The sequence below is a fragment of the Streptomyces sp. NPDC043896 genome, from assembly GCF_056435605.1.
The window spans coordinates 141,269-154,180 of the sequence record NZ_JBWKEE010000001.1 but is presented as its reverse complement, the minus strand read 5'-3'; the positions used below and the strand labels follow the sequence as shown (position 1 = coordinate 154,180).

At 74.8% G+C, this 12,912-nt stretch carries 11 protein-coding genes; 4 read left to right on the top strand and 7 right to left on the bottom strand.

The features are described 5' to 3' along the window. Positions 1 to 129: 129 nt before the first annotated feature. Positions 130 to 1,119: a malate dehydrogenase gene (locus AC069X_RS00760; RefSeq protein WP_478723659.1), complete on the bottom strand. Its 990-nt coding sequence runs from the start codon at positions 1,117 to 1,119 to the stop codon at positions 130 to 132. A 223-nt stretch (positions 1,120 to 1,342) separates the two neighbouring features. Next, on the bottom strand, positions 1,343 to 1,945 hold the full coding sequence (locus AC069X_RS00755) for a short chain dehydrogenase (RefSeq protein WP_478724321.1): 603 nt from the start codon (positions 1,943 to 1,945) through the stop codon (positions 1,343 to 1,345). Between the two features lie 79 nt (positions 1,946 to 2,024). Here AC069X_RS00755 and AC069X_RS00750 point away from each other — a divergent pair, with 79 nt between their 5' ends. Next, positions 2,025 to 2,918, top strand: a complete 894-nt coding sequence (locus tag AC069X_RS00750; protein ID WP_478723657.1) for a LysR family transcriptional regulator — start codon at positions 2,025 to 2,027, stop codon at positions 2,916 to 2,918. Here the strand turns inward: AC069X_RS00750 and AC069X_RS00745 are convergent. Together AC069X_RS00745 and AC069X_RS00740 are read right to left on the bottom strand one after the other, a co-directional pair. After that, entirely contained in the window at positions 2,905 to 3,456 is a 552-nt protein-coding gene (locus tag AC069X_RS00745; RefSeq protein ID WP_478723655.1) for a DUF3017 domain-containing protein, read from the bottom strand. The genes AC069X_RS00750 and AC069X_RS00745 overlap by 14 nt on opposite strands. Positions 3,457 to 3,463: 7 nt before the next feature. Beyond that, positions 3,464 to 4,324 carry a bifunctional methylenetetrahydrofolate dehydrogenase/methenyltetrahydrofolate cyclohydrolase gene (locus AC069X_RS00740; RefSeq protein WP_478723653.1) on the bottom strand — a complete coding sequence of 287 codons (861 nt, stop codon included), beginning with the start codon at positions 4,322 to 4,324 and terminating at the stop codon, positions 3,464 to 3,466. A gap of 252 nt (positions 4,325 to 4,576) precedes the next feature. On the opposite strand from AC069X_RS00740, the gene AC069X_RS00735 reads away from it, so the two are divergent. After that, a complete protein-coding gene (locus AC069X_RS00735; RefSeq protein ID WP_478723651.1) occupies positions 4,577 to 5,326 on the top strand; it encodes an RDD family protein in 750 nt (249 codons plus the stop codon). A 130-nt stretch (positions 5,327 to 5,456) separates the two neighbouring features. On the opposite strand, the gene purH is transcribed toward AC069X_RS00735, so the two are convergent. Next, on the bottom strand, positions 5,457 to 7,040 hold the full coding sequence (purH, locus tag AC069X_RS00730; RefSeq protein ID WP_478723649.1) for a bifunctional phosphoribosylaminoimidazolecarboxamide formyltransferase/IMP cyclohydrolase: 1,584 nt from the start codon (positions 7,038 to 7,040) through the stop codon (positions 5,457 to 5,459). Next, positions 7,037 to 7,660, bottom strand: coding sequence for a phosphoribosylglycinamide formyltransferase (purN, locus tag AC069X_RS00725; protein WP_478723647.1), 624 nt, complete (start codon positions 7,658 to 7,660; stop codon positions 7,037 to 7,039). The genes purH and purN overlap by 4 nt, the downstream gene beginning before the upstream one ends. A 249-nt stretch (positions 7,661 to 7,909) precedes the next feature. On the opposite strand from purN, the gene AC069X_RS00720 reads away from it, so the two are divergent. Next, complete coding sequence (locus AC069X_RS00720) at positions 7,910 to 8,491, top strand: hypothetical protein (protein WP_478723645.1); 582 nt, start codon at positions 7,910 to 7,912, stop codon at positions 8,489 to 8,491. Positions 8,492 to 9,056: 565 nt separating this feature from the next. Here the strand turns inward: AC069X_RS00720 and AC069X_RS00715 are convergent. Next, positions 9,057 to 10,619, bottom strand: a complete 1,563-nt coding sequence (locus tag AC069X_RS00715) for a cell division protein PerM (protein ID WP_478723643.1) — start codon at positions 10,617 to 10,619, stop codon at positions 9,057 to 9,059. 119 nt (positions 10,620 to 10,738) lie between these two features. Between AC069X_RS00715 and AC069X_RS00710 the strand changes: the two genes are divergently transcribed. Further along, entirely contained in the window at positions 10,739 to 12,793 is a 2,055-nt protein-coding gene (locus AC069X_RS00710; RefSeq protein WP_478723641.1) for a helix-turn-helix domain-containing protein, read from the top strand. Positions 12,794 to 12,912 lie beyond the last annotated feature (119 nt).

Genomic DNA, 12,912 nt, shown 5'->3' with positions numbered 1-12,912 from the left:
CTTATTTTTCCCCTACAGGTAGGGGACAGGTGCATTCACGCCAAAGCGCCCCGACCGGGTTTGGTCGGGGCGCTCTGGGGTTCGTACCGGTCAGGCGGTCGCACGAACCGCCTGGTCAGAACGGGTGGATCAGATCAGGCCGAGGCCGCGCACCGCGTCGCGCTCCTCGACGAGCTCGGCCACGGACGCGTCGATGCGCGCACGGGAGAACTCGTTGATGTCCAGGCCCTGGACGATCTCGTACTTGCCGTCGGCGCAGGTGACGGGGAAGGAGGAGATGATGCCCTCCGGGACGCCGTAGGAGCCGTCCGACGGGATGCCCATCGAGGTCCAGTCGCCCGCGGCGGTGCCGTTGACCCAGGTGTGCACGTGGTCGATGGCGGCGTTGGCGGCCGAGGCGGCCGAGGAGGCGCCACGGGCGTCGATGATCGCGGCGCCGCGCTTGGCGACGGTCGGGATGAAGGTGTCGGCCAGCCACTGCTGGTCGGCCACGACCTCGGCGGCGTTCTTGCCGGCGATCTCCGCGTGGAAGATGTCGGGGTACTGGGTCGCCGAGTGGTTGCCCCAGATCGTCAGGCGCTTGATGTCGGTGACGTCGGAGCCGGTCTTCTGGGCCAGCTGCGTGATCGCGCGGTTGTGGTCCAGGCGGGTCATCGCGGTGAAGCGCTCGGCCGGTACGTCCGGGGCGGCGGCCTGCGCGATGAGCGCGTTGGTGTTGGCCGGGTTGCCCACGACCAGGACCTTGATGTCGTCCGCGGCGTGCGCGTTGATCGCGGCGCCCTGCGGCTTGAAGATGCCGCCGTTGGCGGAGAGCAGGTCACCGCGCTCCATGCCGGCGGTGCGCGGGCGGGCGCCCACGAGCAGCGCGACGTTGGCGCCCTCGAAGCCCTTGTTCGGGTCGTCGAAGATGTCGATGCCCTTGAGGAGCGGGAAGGCGCAGTCGTCGAGCTCCATGGCGGTGCCCTCGGCGGCCTTCATGCCCTGGGGGATCTCCAGGAGGCGGAGCTTGACCGGCACGTCCGCGCCGAGCAGGTGGCCGGACGCGATGCGGAAGAGCAGCGCGTAGCCGATCTGGCCGGCGGCGCCGGTGACAGTGACATTCACGGGAGTGCGGGTCATGGCCTTCTCCGTTAGACAGCTGGCGGTGGGGCGTCCCCGCCCCATGTGCTGGGCCCCCGTGCGGGGGTAGGACGCCGCTTCCCTGTCCTGAATCTTGACGTGAAGAGACATCCGCGGTCAGGCTATCCGACCCGCGGGGCCCCCAATCCCCCGGACCCTGTGGTCCACGGCACACGGATGCCCGGTGTCGAAGGTTTCGAAGGTCCGGAGGGGTGTCCGGCCCTCACTCCACCCGGAAGATCTCCCCGGTCCGGTGCCCTTCGACGGACTTCACGTAGGCGTTCGCCGCGCGGGCGACGGGGACCGGGTCGAATCCGGCGAAGGTCTCCCCGTACGCGTCGAGGGACTCGGTGAAGACGGTGGGGCTGACGGCGTTGATCCGCTGGCGGCCCGGGAGCTCGATGGCGGCGGCCCGCACGAAGGCCTCCACGGCGCCGTTGGCGAGGGCCGCGACCGAGCCGGTGAGGAGGGGCTCGCGCGCGAGGATGCCGGTGATCAGGGTGAAGGAGGCGTGCCCGGGCAGCCGGGGGGCGCCCTGGCGGACCAGCTCGATCTGGCTGACGGCCTTGCCCTCCAGGCCCTCGCGGACGTCGGCGGTGGTCAGCTCGGACAGCGGGCGCCACGGGACGCTGCCGGCGGCGCTCGCCACCGCGTCGACGGGGCCGGCCTCCTCGTACATCGCCCGGATGGACTCCGGGTCCGTGATGTCGACGTACAGGTCCGCGTCCTTGCGGGAGGCGGTGACCACCTCGTGGCCGCGGGCGCGCAGGGCCGTGCGGACCGCGGTGCCGAGGGTTCCGTTGGCTCCGACGAGGAGCACCTTCAGGGGCTTCATACGACGAGCATCCGCCCCGCCCATCGTGAAGTCCAGCTACTTCGACTACACCCATCGTTAAGCTGAACTCATGCTTGACGTGAAGCGGATGGTCATACTCCGGGACCTGGCCGAGCACGGGAAGGTGACCGCCGTCGCCGAGCTGCACCAGGTGACCCCCTCCGCGGTCTCCCAGCAGCTGCGCGCGCTGGAGGCCGAGGCCGGAGCCGTCCTCGTCGAACGGGAGGGACGCGGCCTGCGGCTCACCCCGGCCGGCGCGGCGCTGGCGGCCGCCTGCGAACCGGTGCTCGCCGCACTGGAACGGGCCGAAGGGGCGGTCCGGGCCCTCGACAGCGGCCCGGCCGGCGAACTGTACGTCGGCTGCGCCCCGAGCGCGCTGGCCACGGTGGCCGCACCGCTCGTCGCCCTCCTCGCCCGCCGCCACCCGGGGCTGCGGCCGCGCGTCGTGCAGGCCGACCCCGAGGAGGCCGTGCCGCAGCTGCGCGGGCGGCGCCTGGACCTCGCGGTGACGTACGCGTACCCGCTGCTCGGCGCGGCCCCCGCGAGCGGCACCACCGCCGTCCCGCTGTTCGACGACCCGCTGTGCCTGGCCCTGCCCGAGGCCCTGCTCCCGGCCTACGAGCGGGAGGGGCCGGCGGCCCTGCGCGGGGCCGACTGGGTCTCGGCGCCCGCCCCGAGCAGCTGCCGGGAGATGCTCGTGCACACCTGCCGCAACGCCGGGTTCACCCCGCGCATCGCGCACGAGTGCTCCGACCTGCGGTCCGGGCTGTGGCTGGTCGCCGCCGGGCGGGCCGCGTCGGTCCTGCCGAAGCTGCTGTGCGACGCGCCGCCGCCCGGCACGGCGGTGGTCGAACTGCCGGGCCGGGGGCGGATCCTCCAGGCGGTGGTCCGGGCGGGCACGGAGACCCGCCCGGCGATCGCGGCCGCCCTGGCCGCGCTGGTGGACGTGACTAGCGCACGGTGAAGCGGACCGCGCTCTCCAGGAACGGGATCTCCAGCAGCGGCTTCGGCTCCATGACCAGCGCGAGCAGGGTGATGGCCACGCCCAGCACGCCGTACGTGATCATGTCCGTGAACCGGGAGCGCACCGCGAGCATGCCCACCGAGGGCAGCACGCGCCGCATCACCGCGGCCCCGATCAGCGCGATGCCGATCACCAGGCTGCCGACCCGGGGGTGCCCCATCGCCGTGGTCAGCAGCCCCACCGCCGTGGCGGCGAGGACGCTGAGCATCGGCCACTGACGGGCGGGCGCCGACACGGCCCCGGGGATGGCACGGCCGGCGCCCTCGGGGCGGGCCGTGTCCTGGGTGACGGTCGGGAACCGCCGGGACCGCGCGGCGGCGGGCCGCGCCGGCCCGGACGACCCCGGGCCGGCGCCGGGGCCCGTACCGCTGCCCGTACCCGTACCGCCGCCCGTACCCGCACCCGCACCCGTACCGCCGCCGCCCGGGCCGGGCTCCGCGCCGGGCTCCGGGCGGGGAGCGCCGCCCGTACCGCTCACGTCGTGCTCAGCCCGCACTGCCGGTCCGCTCCGCCGCCTCGACGACGTTCACCAGCAGCTGCGCCCGGGTCATCGGGCCGACTCCGCCCGGGTTCGGGGAGATCCAGCCGGCCACCTGGGCGACGCCCGGATGGACGTCCCCGACGATCTTGCCGCTCTCGTCGCGGCTGACGCCGACGTCGAGCACGGCCGCGCCCGGCTTCACGTCCTCCGGCTTGACCAGGTGCGGGACACCGGCCGCCGCGACGACGATGTCTGCCTGGCGCAGCAGCCCGGAGAGGTCGCGCGTACCGGTGTGGCACAGCGTCACGGTCGCGTTCTCCGACTTTCGGGTGAGCAGCAGACCGATCGAGCGCCCCACGGTGATGCCCCGGCCGAGTACGACGACGTGCGCGCCGTTGATCTCGACGCCGTGGTGGCGCAGCAGCTCGACGATCCCGTACGGGGTGCACGGCAGCGGGCCCTGCTCGTTCAGCACCAGCCGGCCCAGCGACATGGGGTGCAGTCCGTCGGCGTCCTTGGCCGGATCCATCAGCTCCAGGACGCGGTTGGTGTCGATGCCCTTGGGGAGCGGGAGTTGCACGATGTAGCCCGTGCAGTCCGGATTGTCGTTCAGCTCGCGCACGACCGCCTCGATGTCCTCCTGGGAGGCCGTCGCGGGCAGTTCGCGCTGGATGGAGGCGATGCCGACCTCGGCGCAGTCCTTGTGCTTGCCGTTGACGTACCAGCGGCTGCCGGGGTCGTCGCCGACCAGCAGGGTGCCGAGGCCGGGGGTGACGCCCCGTGCCTTCAGCTGCGCCACACGGTCCTTCAGTTCGGATTTGATCGCGGCCGCGGTGGCCTTGCCATCGAGAATCTGGGCGGTCATGCGGGCATCCTCCCGGATGGAGCGGCCCGGCTTCCAGTCGGAGGGTGGCCGGATCGCGCTCTTGGTTGCACTTGCACAACAAGTCTGGCCCGCTCCGGCAACCAACTGGACAAGCCCGGTGCGGGCCCACCACGATGACGGGCAGCAAGACGATCGGAAAGAGTGCCGCGGGCAGTGCCGGGGGGCGTACCGCAGAAGCAAGTGTCCTCCAGCGTGCCGTGCGTCCCCGCACTTCACGGAGGAAAGACCCAGATGAGCTTCGGCGACCCGAACAACCCCTACGGGCAGCAGCAGCCGCCGCAGGGCCAGCCCGGCTACGGCTACCCGCAGCAGGCCCCGCAGGGCGTCCCGCCGCAGGGCCAGCCCGGTTACGGCTACCCGCAGCAGGGCCAGCAGCAGCCCTACGGCGCCCCGCCCCAGGCGCCGGGTACCCTCCAGGCCAACAACGGCTACATCAACGTCGCCGGCCTCGGCACCGTCCAGGTCGCCACGATGGGCCGCCGCTTCGGCGCCCGCGTGATCGACGGTCTGATCATCGGTGTCCTGTACTTCATCCTGAGCTCCGTCGTGTTCGCGGGCGCCTTCGGCGCGGCCAGCGACATCAAGGACTGCTCGGGCATCGACCCGATGTCCCCCTCGTACTCGACCTGTGTCAACGAGGCGGCGGCCCAGGCCGGCGAGGCCGCGGGCGGCATCTTCGCGGCCTTCTTCGGCGGCCTGCTGATCCTCGGCCTCGCCACCCTGCTCTACGAATGGCTGATGATCGCCTTCGTGGGCGCCACCGTCGGCAAGATGGCCCTCGGCCTGAAGGTCGTCAAGGAGAACACGGGTCAGGTCCCGGGCATCGGCGGCGGCTTCATCCGCTGGATCATCCCGATGGTCGGCTCCGTCCTCTGCGGCATCGGCCAGGTCCTGGTCTACCTCTCCCCCTTCTTCGACAACTCGGGCAAGCTCCAGGGCTGGCACGACCGTGCCGCCGGCACCCTCGTCGTGAAGAAGTAAGCAGGATCCGCTCACGGCGAAGGCCGCGTCCCGCAGTGCGGGGCGCGGCCTTCGCCGTATGCCGGTTCTACCGGGTCACCGGGGTACCGGGTCCACCAGGTCCACCGGCTCTGCCGGGTCTGCCGGGCGCTCAGTGGAAGAAGTGGCGCGTACCGGTGAAGTACATGGTCACGCCGGCCTTCTGCGCCGCCTCGACGACCTGCTCGTCACGGACGGAACCACCCGGCTGGACCACGGCCTTGATGCCGGCGGCGGTCAGGATCTCCAGCCCGTCCGGGAACGGGAAGAAGGCGTCCGAGGCGGCGTACGAGCCCTGCGCGCGCTCCGCGCCGGCCCGCTCGACGGCGAGCTTCGCCGAGTCGACGCGGTTGACCTGGCCCATGCCGACGCCGACCGAGGCGCCGTCCTTGGCGAGCAGGATGGCGTTGGACTTGACGGCGCGGCAGGCCCTCCACGCGAAGGCGAGCTCGGCGAGCTCCTCGGCGGACAGCGCGTCGCCGGTGGCCAGGGTCCAGTTCGCCGGGTCGTCGCCCTCGGCCTGGAAGACGTCCGAGTGCTGGAGCAGCACGCCGCCGCTGATGGGCTTCAGGTCGCCCGGCTGGTGCGGGGTGCCGTCCACCTTCAGGACGCGGATGTTCTTCTTCTTGGCGAGGATCTCCAGCGCGCCGTCCTCGTAGCCGGGGGCGGCGATGACCTCGGTGAAGATCTCCGCGACCTGCTCGGCGAGCTCGACGGTCACCGGGCGGTTGACGGCGATGACGCCGCCGAACGCGGACAGCGGGTCGCAGGCGTGCGCCTTGCGGTGCGCGGCGGCCACGTCCTGGCCGATGGCGATGCCGCACGGGTTGGCGTGCTTGATGATCGCGACGCAGGGCTCTTCGTGGTCGTAGGCGGCCCGGCGGGCGGCCTCGGTGTCCACGTAGTTGTTGAAGGACATCTCCTTGCCGTGCAGCTGCTCGGCGTTGGCGAGCCCGCCCGGCTGCCCGTCCGTGTAGAGGGCGGCGGCCTGGTGCGGGTTCTCGCCGTAGCGCAGGGTCGACTTGCGCTCCCAGGAGCCGGCCAGGAACTCGGGGAGGTCGCCCTCCTCGCCCACCGGGGCGTACGCGTTGGTGAACCAGGACGCGACGGCGACGTCGTAGGCCGCGGTGTGCTGGAAGGCCTCGGCCGCGAGCCGCTTGCGGGCCGTCAGGTCGAAACCGCCGCCCTGGGCGGCCGCGAGGACGTCGGCGTAGCGGGCGGGGCTGGTGACGACCGCGACCGAGGGGTGGTTCTTGGCGGCGGCGCGGACCATCGACGGACCGCCGATGTCGATCTGCTCGACGCACTCGTCGGGGGTGGCGCCGGAGGCGACCGTCTCCCGGAACGGGTACAGGTTGACGATCACCAGGTCGAAGGGCTCCACGCCCAGCTCGGCGAGCTGGCGCTGGTGGTCCTCCAGGCGCAGGTCGGCGAGGATGCCGGCGTGCACGCGGGGGTGGAGCGTCTTGACGCGGCCGTCGAGGCACTCGGGGAAGCCGGTGAGCTCCTCGACCTTGGTGACGGGCACCCCGGCCGCGGCGATCTTCGAGGCCGTCGAGCCCGTGGAGACGAGGGCGACGCCCGCCTCGTGCAGGCCGCGGGCCAGCTCTTCCAGTCCCGTCTTGTCGTAGACACTCACGAGCGCGCGGCGGATCGGCCGCTGGGTCGTAGCCGTCGTCGTTTCGTTGGCGGTCACTGGATTGTTACCTTTCGTCCCTCAATGCGGTAGCCGTGCCGGGCCAGGCGCCCCACGACGTCGACGAGCAGCTGGCGCTCGACTTCCTTGATGCGCTCATGGAGCGCGGCTTCGTCCTCCCCGTCCCCGATCTCCACGACACCCTGGGCGATGATCGGACCGGTGTCCACGCCGCTGTCCACGAAGTGGACCGTGCAGCCGGTGACCTTCGCCCCGTACGCGAGGGCGTCGCGCACCCCGTGCGCGCCGGGGAAGGCCGGGAGGAGGGCGGGGTGGGTGTTGATGAACCGGCCGCCGAAGCGGTCGATGAAGCTCTTGCCGACGATCTTCATGAACCCGGCCGAGACGACCAGGTCCGGCGCGTGGGCGTCGGTCGCCTCCGTGAGGGCGGCGTCCCACTCCTCGCGGCTCCCGTAGGCCTTCACCGGACACACGAAGGTGGGGATCCCCGCCTTCTCCGCCCGTTCCAGACCGGCGATGTTGCCGCGGTCGGCCCCGACGGCGACGACCTCGGCACCGAAACCCTCGGCTCCGCCGGGGTGGGCGTCGATGGCGTCGAGCAGGGCCTGGAGGTTGGTGCCGGAGCCGGAAACCAGCACGACCAGGCGGGAGGCGGCCATGGGAGGCCCTTTCTCACAGGATTTGCCACGTTCGTCTTGTGTGGTCATACGAAACTTCGGGGTACCGATATACGGGGAACCATACGAAGCCACCGACCGCCTGCAACGATACCGGCACACCGGACCGCCCCCGAGGGACGGGGGGACGGGCGGGCGGTAGCGTCTGGCGTACAAGCCGCGAACGACGCGGTACGCGCCCCCGCACGCGGGGCGCGCGCCGCCCACGACACAGGGGAAGTCACACACTCGATGCCGGACCGCCGCCAGCCCGACCCCTCGACCGACGACAACCCCTTCGCGGCACCCCCGGAGGGCCGGCCGGACCAGCCGTGGCAGCCCCGGCAGCCGCAGCGCCCCCAGGACGGCGGCGGTCCGGGCGGCGGCGGCCCCACGGAGCCCGGCGAGGGCGGCGGCCCGGCCCGCTGGGACCCCACGGACCCGGTCCAGCGGCGCGCCCGGTACGCGCTGCTGTCGGGCATGTGGGGCTTCTTCTTCGGCATCTTCGGGATCCCCTCGGTGGGGCTGCTGCTGGGCGCGCTGGCCCTGTACTGGGGCATCAGCGCCCTGCGCGGCCGCCCGGCGACCGACGCGGACCCCGGCGGCCTGTCCGCCCTCGGCCCGGCGGCCCGCCCCCAGCGCGCGGCGGCGGTGAGCGGCCTGGTCACGGCCTCGCTGGCGATCCTGCTGGCGGGCAGCTCGTACGCACTGCAACTGGCGTACAAGGACTTCTTCGTCTGCCGCGAGGACGCCCTGACCCGCACGGCGGAACTCGAATGCAACACCCTCCTCCCGGACAACGTGGTGGGCCAGATCCTCAAGGTCCAACGCTGACCGGCGCCCACACGACGCCCTGACGCACCGCGCCGCCGCCGCTCACCGCGCGGCGTCGGCGGGCCGGGGGTTGTGCCCGCGCACACCAGCCCGCCGGCCGGCTTCCGGCCCCGCCGGCGTTCGCGGCACGGGCTCCTGGGGGCGGAGCCCCGGAAGGGGTCCGGGCGGAGCTCTGGGGGCGGAGCCCACGCACGGGGTCCGGGCGCAGCCCCGGGAACGGCGCCTGGGGGCAGGGCCCCAGAAGGGCTCCGGGCACAGCCCAGGAAACGGGGCCTGGGGACAGACCCCGGAAAGGGTCCGGGACACAGCCCGGGGAACGGGGTCTGGGGGCAGAGCCCCGGAAGGGGTCCGGGCGCAGCCCCGGGAACGGGGCCTGAGGCGGAGCCCCGGAAGGGGTCCGGGCGCAGCCCGGGGAACGGCGCCTGGGGGCAGAGCCCCAGAAGGGCTCCGGGCGCAGCCCCGGGAACGGGGCCTGAGGCGGAGCCCCGGAAGGGGTCCGGGCGGAGCCCGGGGAACGGGCGAAGGGCGGGTAGGGGACCTCGCCCCGCGCAGCGGCACCCCCGGGTCAGGACCCCGGCCGCCGCCGCGCGAGCACCCGCGCCCCCACCACCGCCGAGGGCAGCAACGGTTCCGCAGGAGCCACCCCCACCGCGGCCACGGCCTCAACGACGGGCACCACCACCGGCGCCGCCACCGCCACCGGCACGACCTCCACCGGCGGAGCCACAGGGCCGGGGCCCACTACCTCCACCGCGGGAGCAACCAACGGCTCGGCCGCCCTCCGCAGCGCCTCCCACCGAAGCTCCCGCACCCCGGAGTCGTGCCACGCGTCCCCCTCCACCCCGTCCGCCCCCGCAGCCCTCACCGGCCGCATCCGCCACACCTGCACCCCCACCGCCAAGGGCACGGCCAGCACCAGCGTCCACCCCGCCGCCGCACCCCCCACCGCCCACCACACCGGCCCGACGCCGGCCAGCATCCGCGACCCCAGCGGCCCGGCCGCGGCCGCCGCGAGGCCGGCCATCGCCAGTCCGCAGACCACCGCCCCCAGCGCCGCCGTCAGCGCGGTCTCCCCGTACGAGACCTCCCGCGCCCGCCGCACCGCGAACCACCCCACCGCCAGCCCCGCCGCCACCGGCACCCCCAGCGCCGCCCACGTCAGCGGCGTCCCCGGTCCCGGCGCCGGCAGCGCCGCCAGCAGCGGGAACCCCGGCAGGGCCGAAGCCCCCTCCAGCCCGAGCGGGGTCGCCACCGTCCCGGCGCCGAGCGCGAAGCCGGGCCCGAGTCCGTACGCCGCGCCCCACACCATGGCGTTCGGGATCAGCGCCAGCGCGAGCAGCAGCACCGCGAACCGGCCCGACCACACCCCGGTCAGCGTCAGGAAGGAGTTCTGCACCTCCGCCGCGTGCCACGCCAGCGAGGCCCCGACGAGCAGCGCCCCGCCGCCCAGCAGGACGAACACCCCCGCCGCGCCGGAGCGCAGCGCCAGCGCGTAACGGGGGCGGGCCACGGCCCTGCGTACGCCCCCCGGAACCCATGCCGGCAGGGGCCCCAACGGCTTGCCCCGGGCCGCCCACACCCCGCCGGCGGCGGCGAGCACGGCCACCATCGGCACGTGCCAGGCCGCACTGAGCGGGTCGGCCGGCATGGGCCCGCCGGCGGCGTACACGGTGGCCAGCGCACCGACCGTCAGGTAGCCGCAGGTCACGGCGGAGAACACGGCACCGGCCGGCAGTACCTCGTCCCCCTCCGCCCCGGCGGCGTCCCCCGAGGCGCTGCCCAGCCGGGCCGCGCGCCGCATGAGCAGTACGGGGAGCGCCACGAGCAGCAGCGGGACCAGGCCGACGGGGGCCGGCACCCCCGACAGGGTGTCGTAGCGGACGAGTTCCGTGCCGTGGGCCATCAGCCACAGCCCTGCGGCGAGGTGCAGCGCGCCGCCGGGGCCGCTGTCCGGGTAGGGGGAGCTGATCCACAGCACGATCACGAGCACGGCGAGGAAGCCGAGCCCCAGTCCGGCGGCCACGGCCCCGCCCAGCACGCAGGCGGCGGCCGCCGGTGAACGGCGCCGCGCGGCGGCGGCCCTCGGGGCCGCCGGCAACGGGGTCCCGCGTTCGGTCACTTGGGTCACCCCGCCATGGTGCCTTCGACACGCGCTATGTCCGGGTAACGACCGATTATCCGTGGTGTCGTTCAAGATACGTTTATGTACTTTATTGCCCAGAGCAGCCGTGTCGCGGGGAGAGTGGCATGACACAAGACGTCGAAGCGTCCTCCGGCTCGGAGCTGGGCCTCCCGTCCCCCAAGGAGCGCCGCTGGCTGCGCGAGACGGGCGGGCTGACGTACGAGGAGGTCGCCGCGGAGGTACGCGTCACCGCGGCCACCGTCCGCTCCTGGGAGTGCGGCCGCACAGAGCCCCGCGGGCGCACGCTCGAGGCGTACGCCGCGCTCCTGGACCGGCTCGCGGCCGCGGCGGCCACCGGGGCCGGGCCGGTCCGGCCCGTGGCGGCGGGCCCGCCCACCCGGCGGCCGGGGAACCCGGGCAAACGCTCCGCGAAACCGCCGTCCCACCGCCCCCCGCACTCCCCGTCCGACGGAGCCCCGGCCGCCCGGACCCCGAACGAACCGCCCCCGGACCCCCGGCCCTCGAACGGCCCCACCCCGCCCGCCCCGGCCCGCGACGCCCCGCCCTTGCCGGGCAGCCCCGACCCGGACAGCCCGGTCCCGGGCACCCCGGGCTCGGGCACCCCGGGCTCGGCCGGCCCCCGCCCGGGCACCCCCGGCTCGGGCAACGTCGGATCGGGCAACCCCGGCTCGGGCACCCCCGGCTTGGCCAACGTCGGATCGGGCAACCCCGGCCCGGGCACCCCCGGCTTGGCCAACGTCGAATCGGGCAACCCTGCCTCGAACCGCCACGGCTCGGGCGACCCCGTGCCGGGTGCCCCGGCCCCAGGCGGCCTGGTCGCCGGAGGCCCGACCCCCGGCGGCCCGGCATCGACCGGCCCGGCCGGGGGCGGCACGCACCCGGGCGACCCCTTCCCGGGCGGACGGGGCTCCGACACCCCCATCCGGAACGGCGCCGCCACGGACGGCCCGGCCCTGGCCCGTTCAGCCGACGGCGTCACGCCGCCGGGCAGGCCCTTCCCGGCCGCCCCGACCCCGGGCAGGCCGCTCCCCGGCAGCCCCACCCGGAACGGCGGCGCCCCGGGCGCCCCCTCCCCGCACGCGCAGACCCCGCCCGGCCCCTCCCCGCAGGCCAGCTCCGCCGACGGGTCCGCCGCTGCGGCGCCGGGCGGGCCGTCCGGCCACGGCACCGCCGCCGCCCAGCCGGCCGGGGGCGGTCCCGGCGCGCCCTCCGACGCCCACGGCGAACCCGTCGGCCACCCCCACCCCCACCCCCACCCCGCCCCCGACCTCGACGCCGATCCCGAGGAACCGTTCCTTCACCCCGCCCCGCCGGGCCCCCCGTACGGGCCCCGGCCCAGACCCCCGCAGGACGCCGTCGAGGCGTTCGACGCCCTGTACGACCACGCCGCAGGCGCGCTCGTCCGCCAGGCGTACCTGCTCACCGGCCGCCGCGCCCTCGCCCTGCACTCCGTCGAGGTGGCGTTCCGTCAGGCCTGGGGGCGCTGGCCCGAGGTGGCCACCGACCCCGATCCCGTCGGCTGGGTGCGCGCGGCCGCGTACGAGTACGCCCTCTCCCCCTGGCACCGGTTCCGCCGCGCCCACCGGCACCCGGACAGACCCCCGGCGGACCCCGCCGACCGCGTCCTGCTGGACGCCCTCCTCGCGCTGCCGCCCGTACACCGCCGGTCCGTGCTGCTCTACGACGGCGTCGGCCTCGACCTGCCCGACACCGCCGCCGAGACGGAGGCCAGCACCCCCGCCACCGGCCACCGCCTGCTGCGCGCGCACGACGAGCTCGCCCGCCGCATCCCGGAGCTGGCCGGCCTGTCGCCCGAGCGGCGGACGGCCCTGCTGCGCGCACGGCTCGGCTCGGTCCGGCCCGCAGTCTCCCTGGAGCCGCGCCCGGCGGCCACCGTCCGCACCGTCAGCGAGCACCGCGCCCGGCGGCTGGCCCGGGCCGCCCTCGTCCTGACGGCCGTCATCGCCGCCTCGACGGGGTACACCACCGTCACCGCCCCGGACCACTACGAGCCGCCGATCGCACCCGGCGCGAGCGTCTCCGGGGTCCCGCCGCTGAGCGGGCCCCCGCGGCTCACCGAACAGAGCCGGGTGCTCCAGGACAGGCTGCGCGCCGACCCCGCCGCGGGCCCCCACCGGCTGCACCCGCAGCTCGAATGAGAACGGGAGAACCGGCGGACGAGAAACGGGCGTGGGGGGGGGGACAGGGGGGGGGGGGGGGGGGGGAACCGCCGGGGGGACACCCACCCCACCCCCCCCAGCCCCCCCGAGCCTCCCCT

What these genes read in the sequence shown, in the direction of transcription:
- AC069X_RS00710 (WP_478723641.1), top strand. Translation starts at nt 10,739, where the DNA reads ATGACACAAGACGTCGAAGCGTCCTCCGGCTCGGAGCTGGGCCTCCCG.
- AC069X_RS00750 (WP_478723657.1), top strand. Translation starts at nt 2,025, where the DNA reads ATGCTTGACGTGAAGCGGATGGTCATACTCCGGGACCTGGCCGAGCAC.
- AC069X_RS00735 (WP_478723651.1), top strand. Translation starts at nt 4,577, where the DNA reads ATGAGCTTCGGCGACCCGAACAACCCCTACGGGCAGCAGCAGCCGCCG.
- AC069X_RS00720 (WP_478723645.1), top strand. Translation starts at nt 7,910, where the DNA reads ATGCCGGACCGCCGCCAGCCCGACCCCTCGACCGACGACAACCCCTTC.
- purN (WP_478723647.1), bottom strand. Translation starts at nt 7,660, where the DNA reads ATGGCCGCCTCCCGCCTGGTCGTGCTGGTTTCCGGCTCCGGCACCAAC.
- AC069X_RS00760 (WP_478723659.1), bottom strand. Translation starts at nt 1,119, where the DNA reads ATGACCCGCACTCCCGTGAATGTCACTGTCACCGGCGCCGCCGGCCAG.
- AC069X_RS00740 (WP_478723653.1), bottom strand. Translation starts at nt 4,324, where the DNA reads ATGACCGCCCAGATTCTCGATGGCAAGGCCACCGCGGCCGCGATCAAA.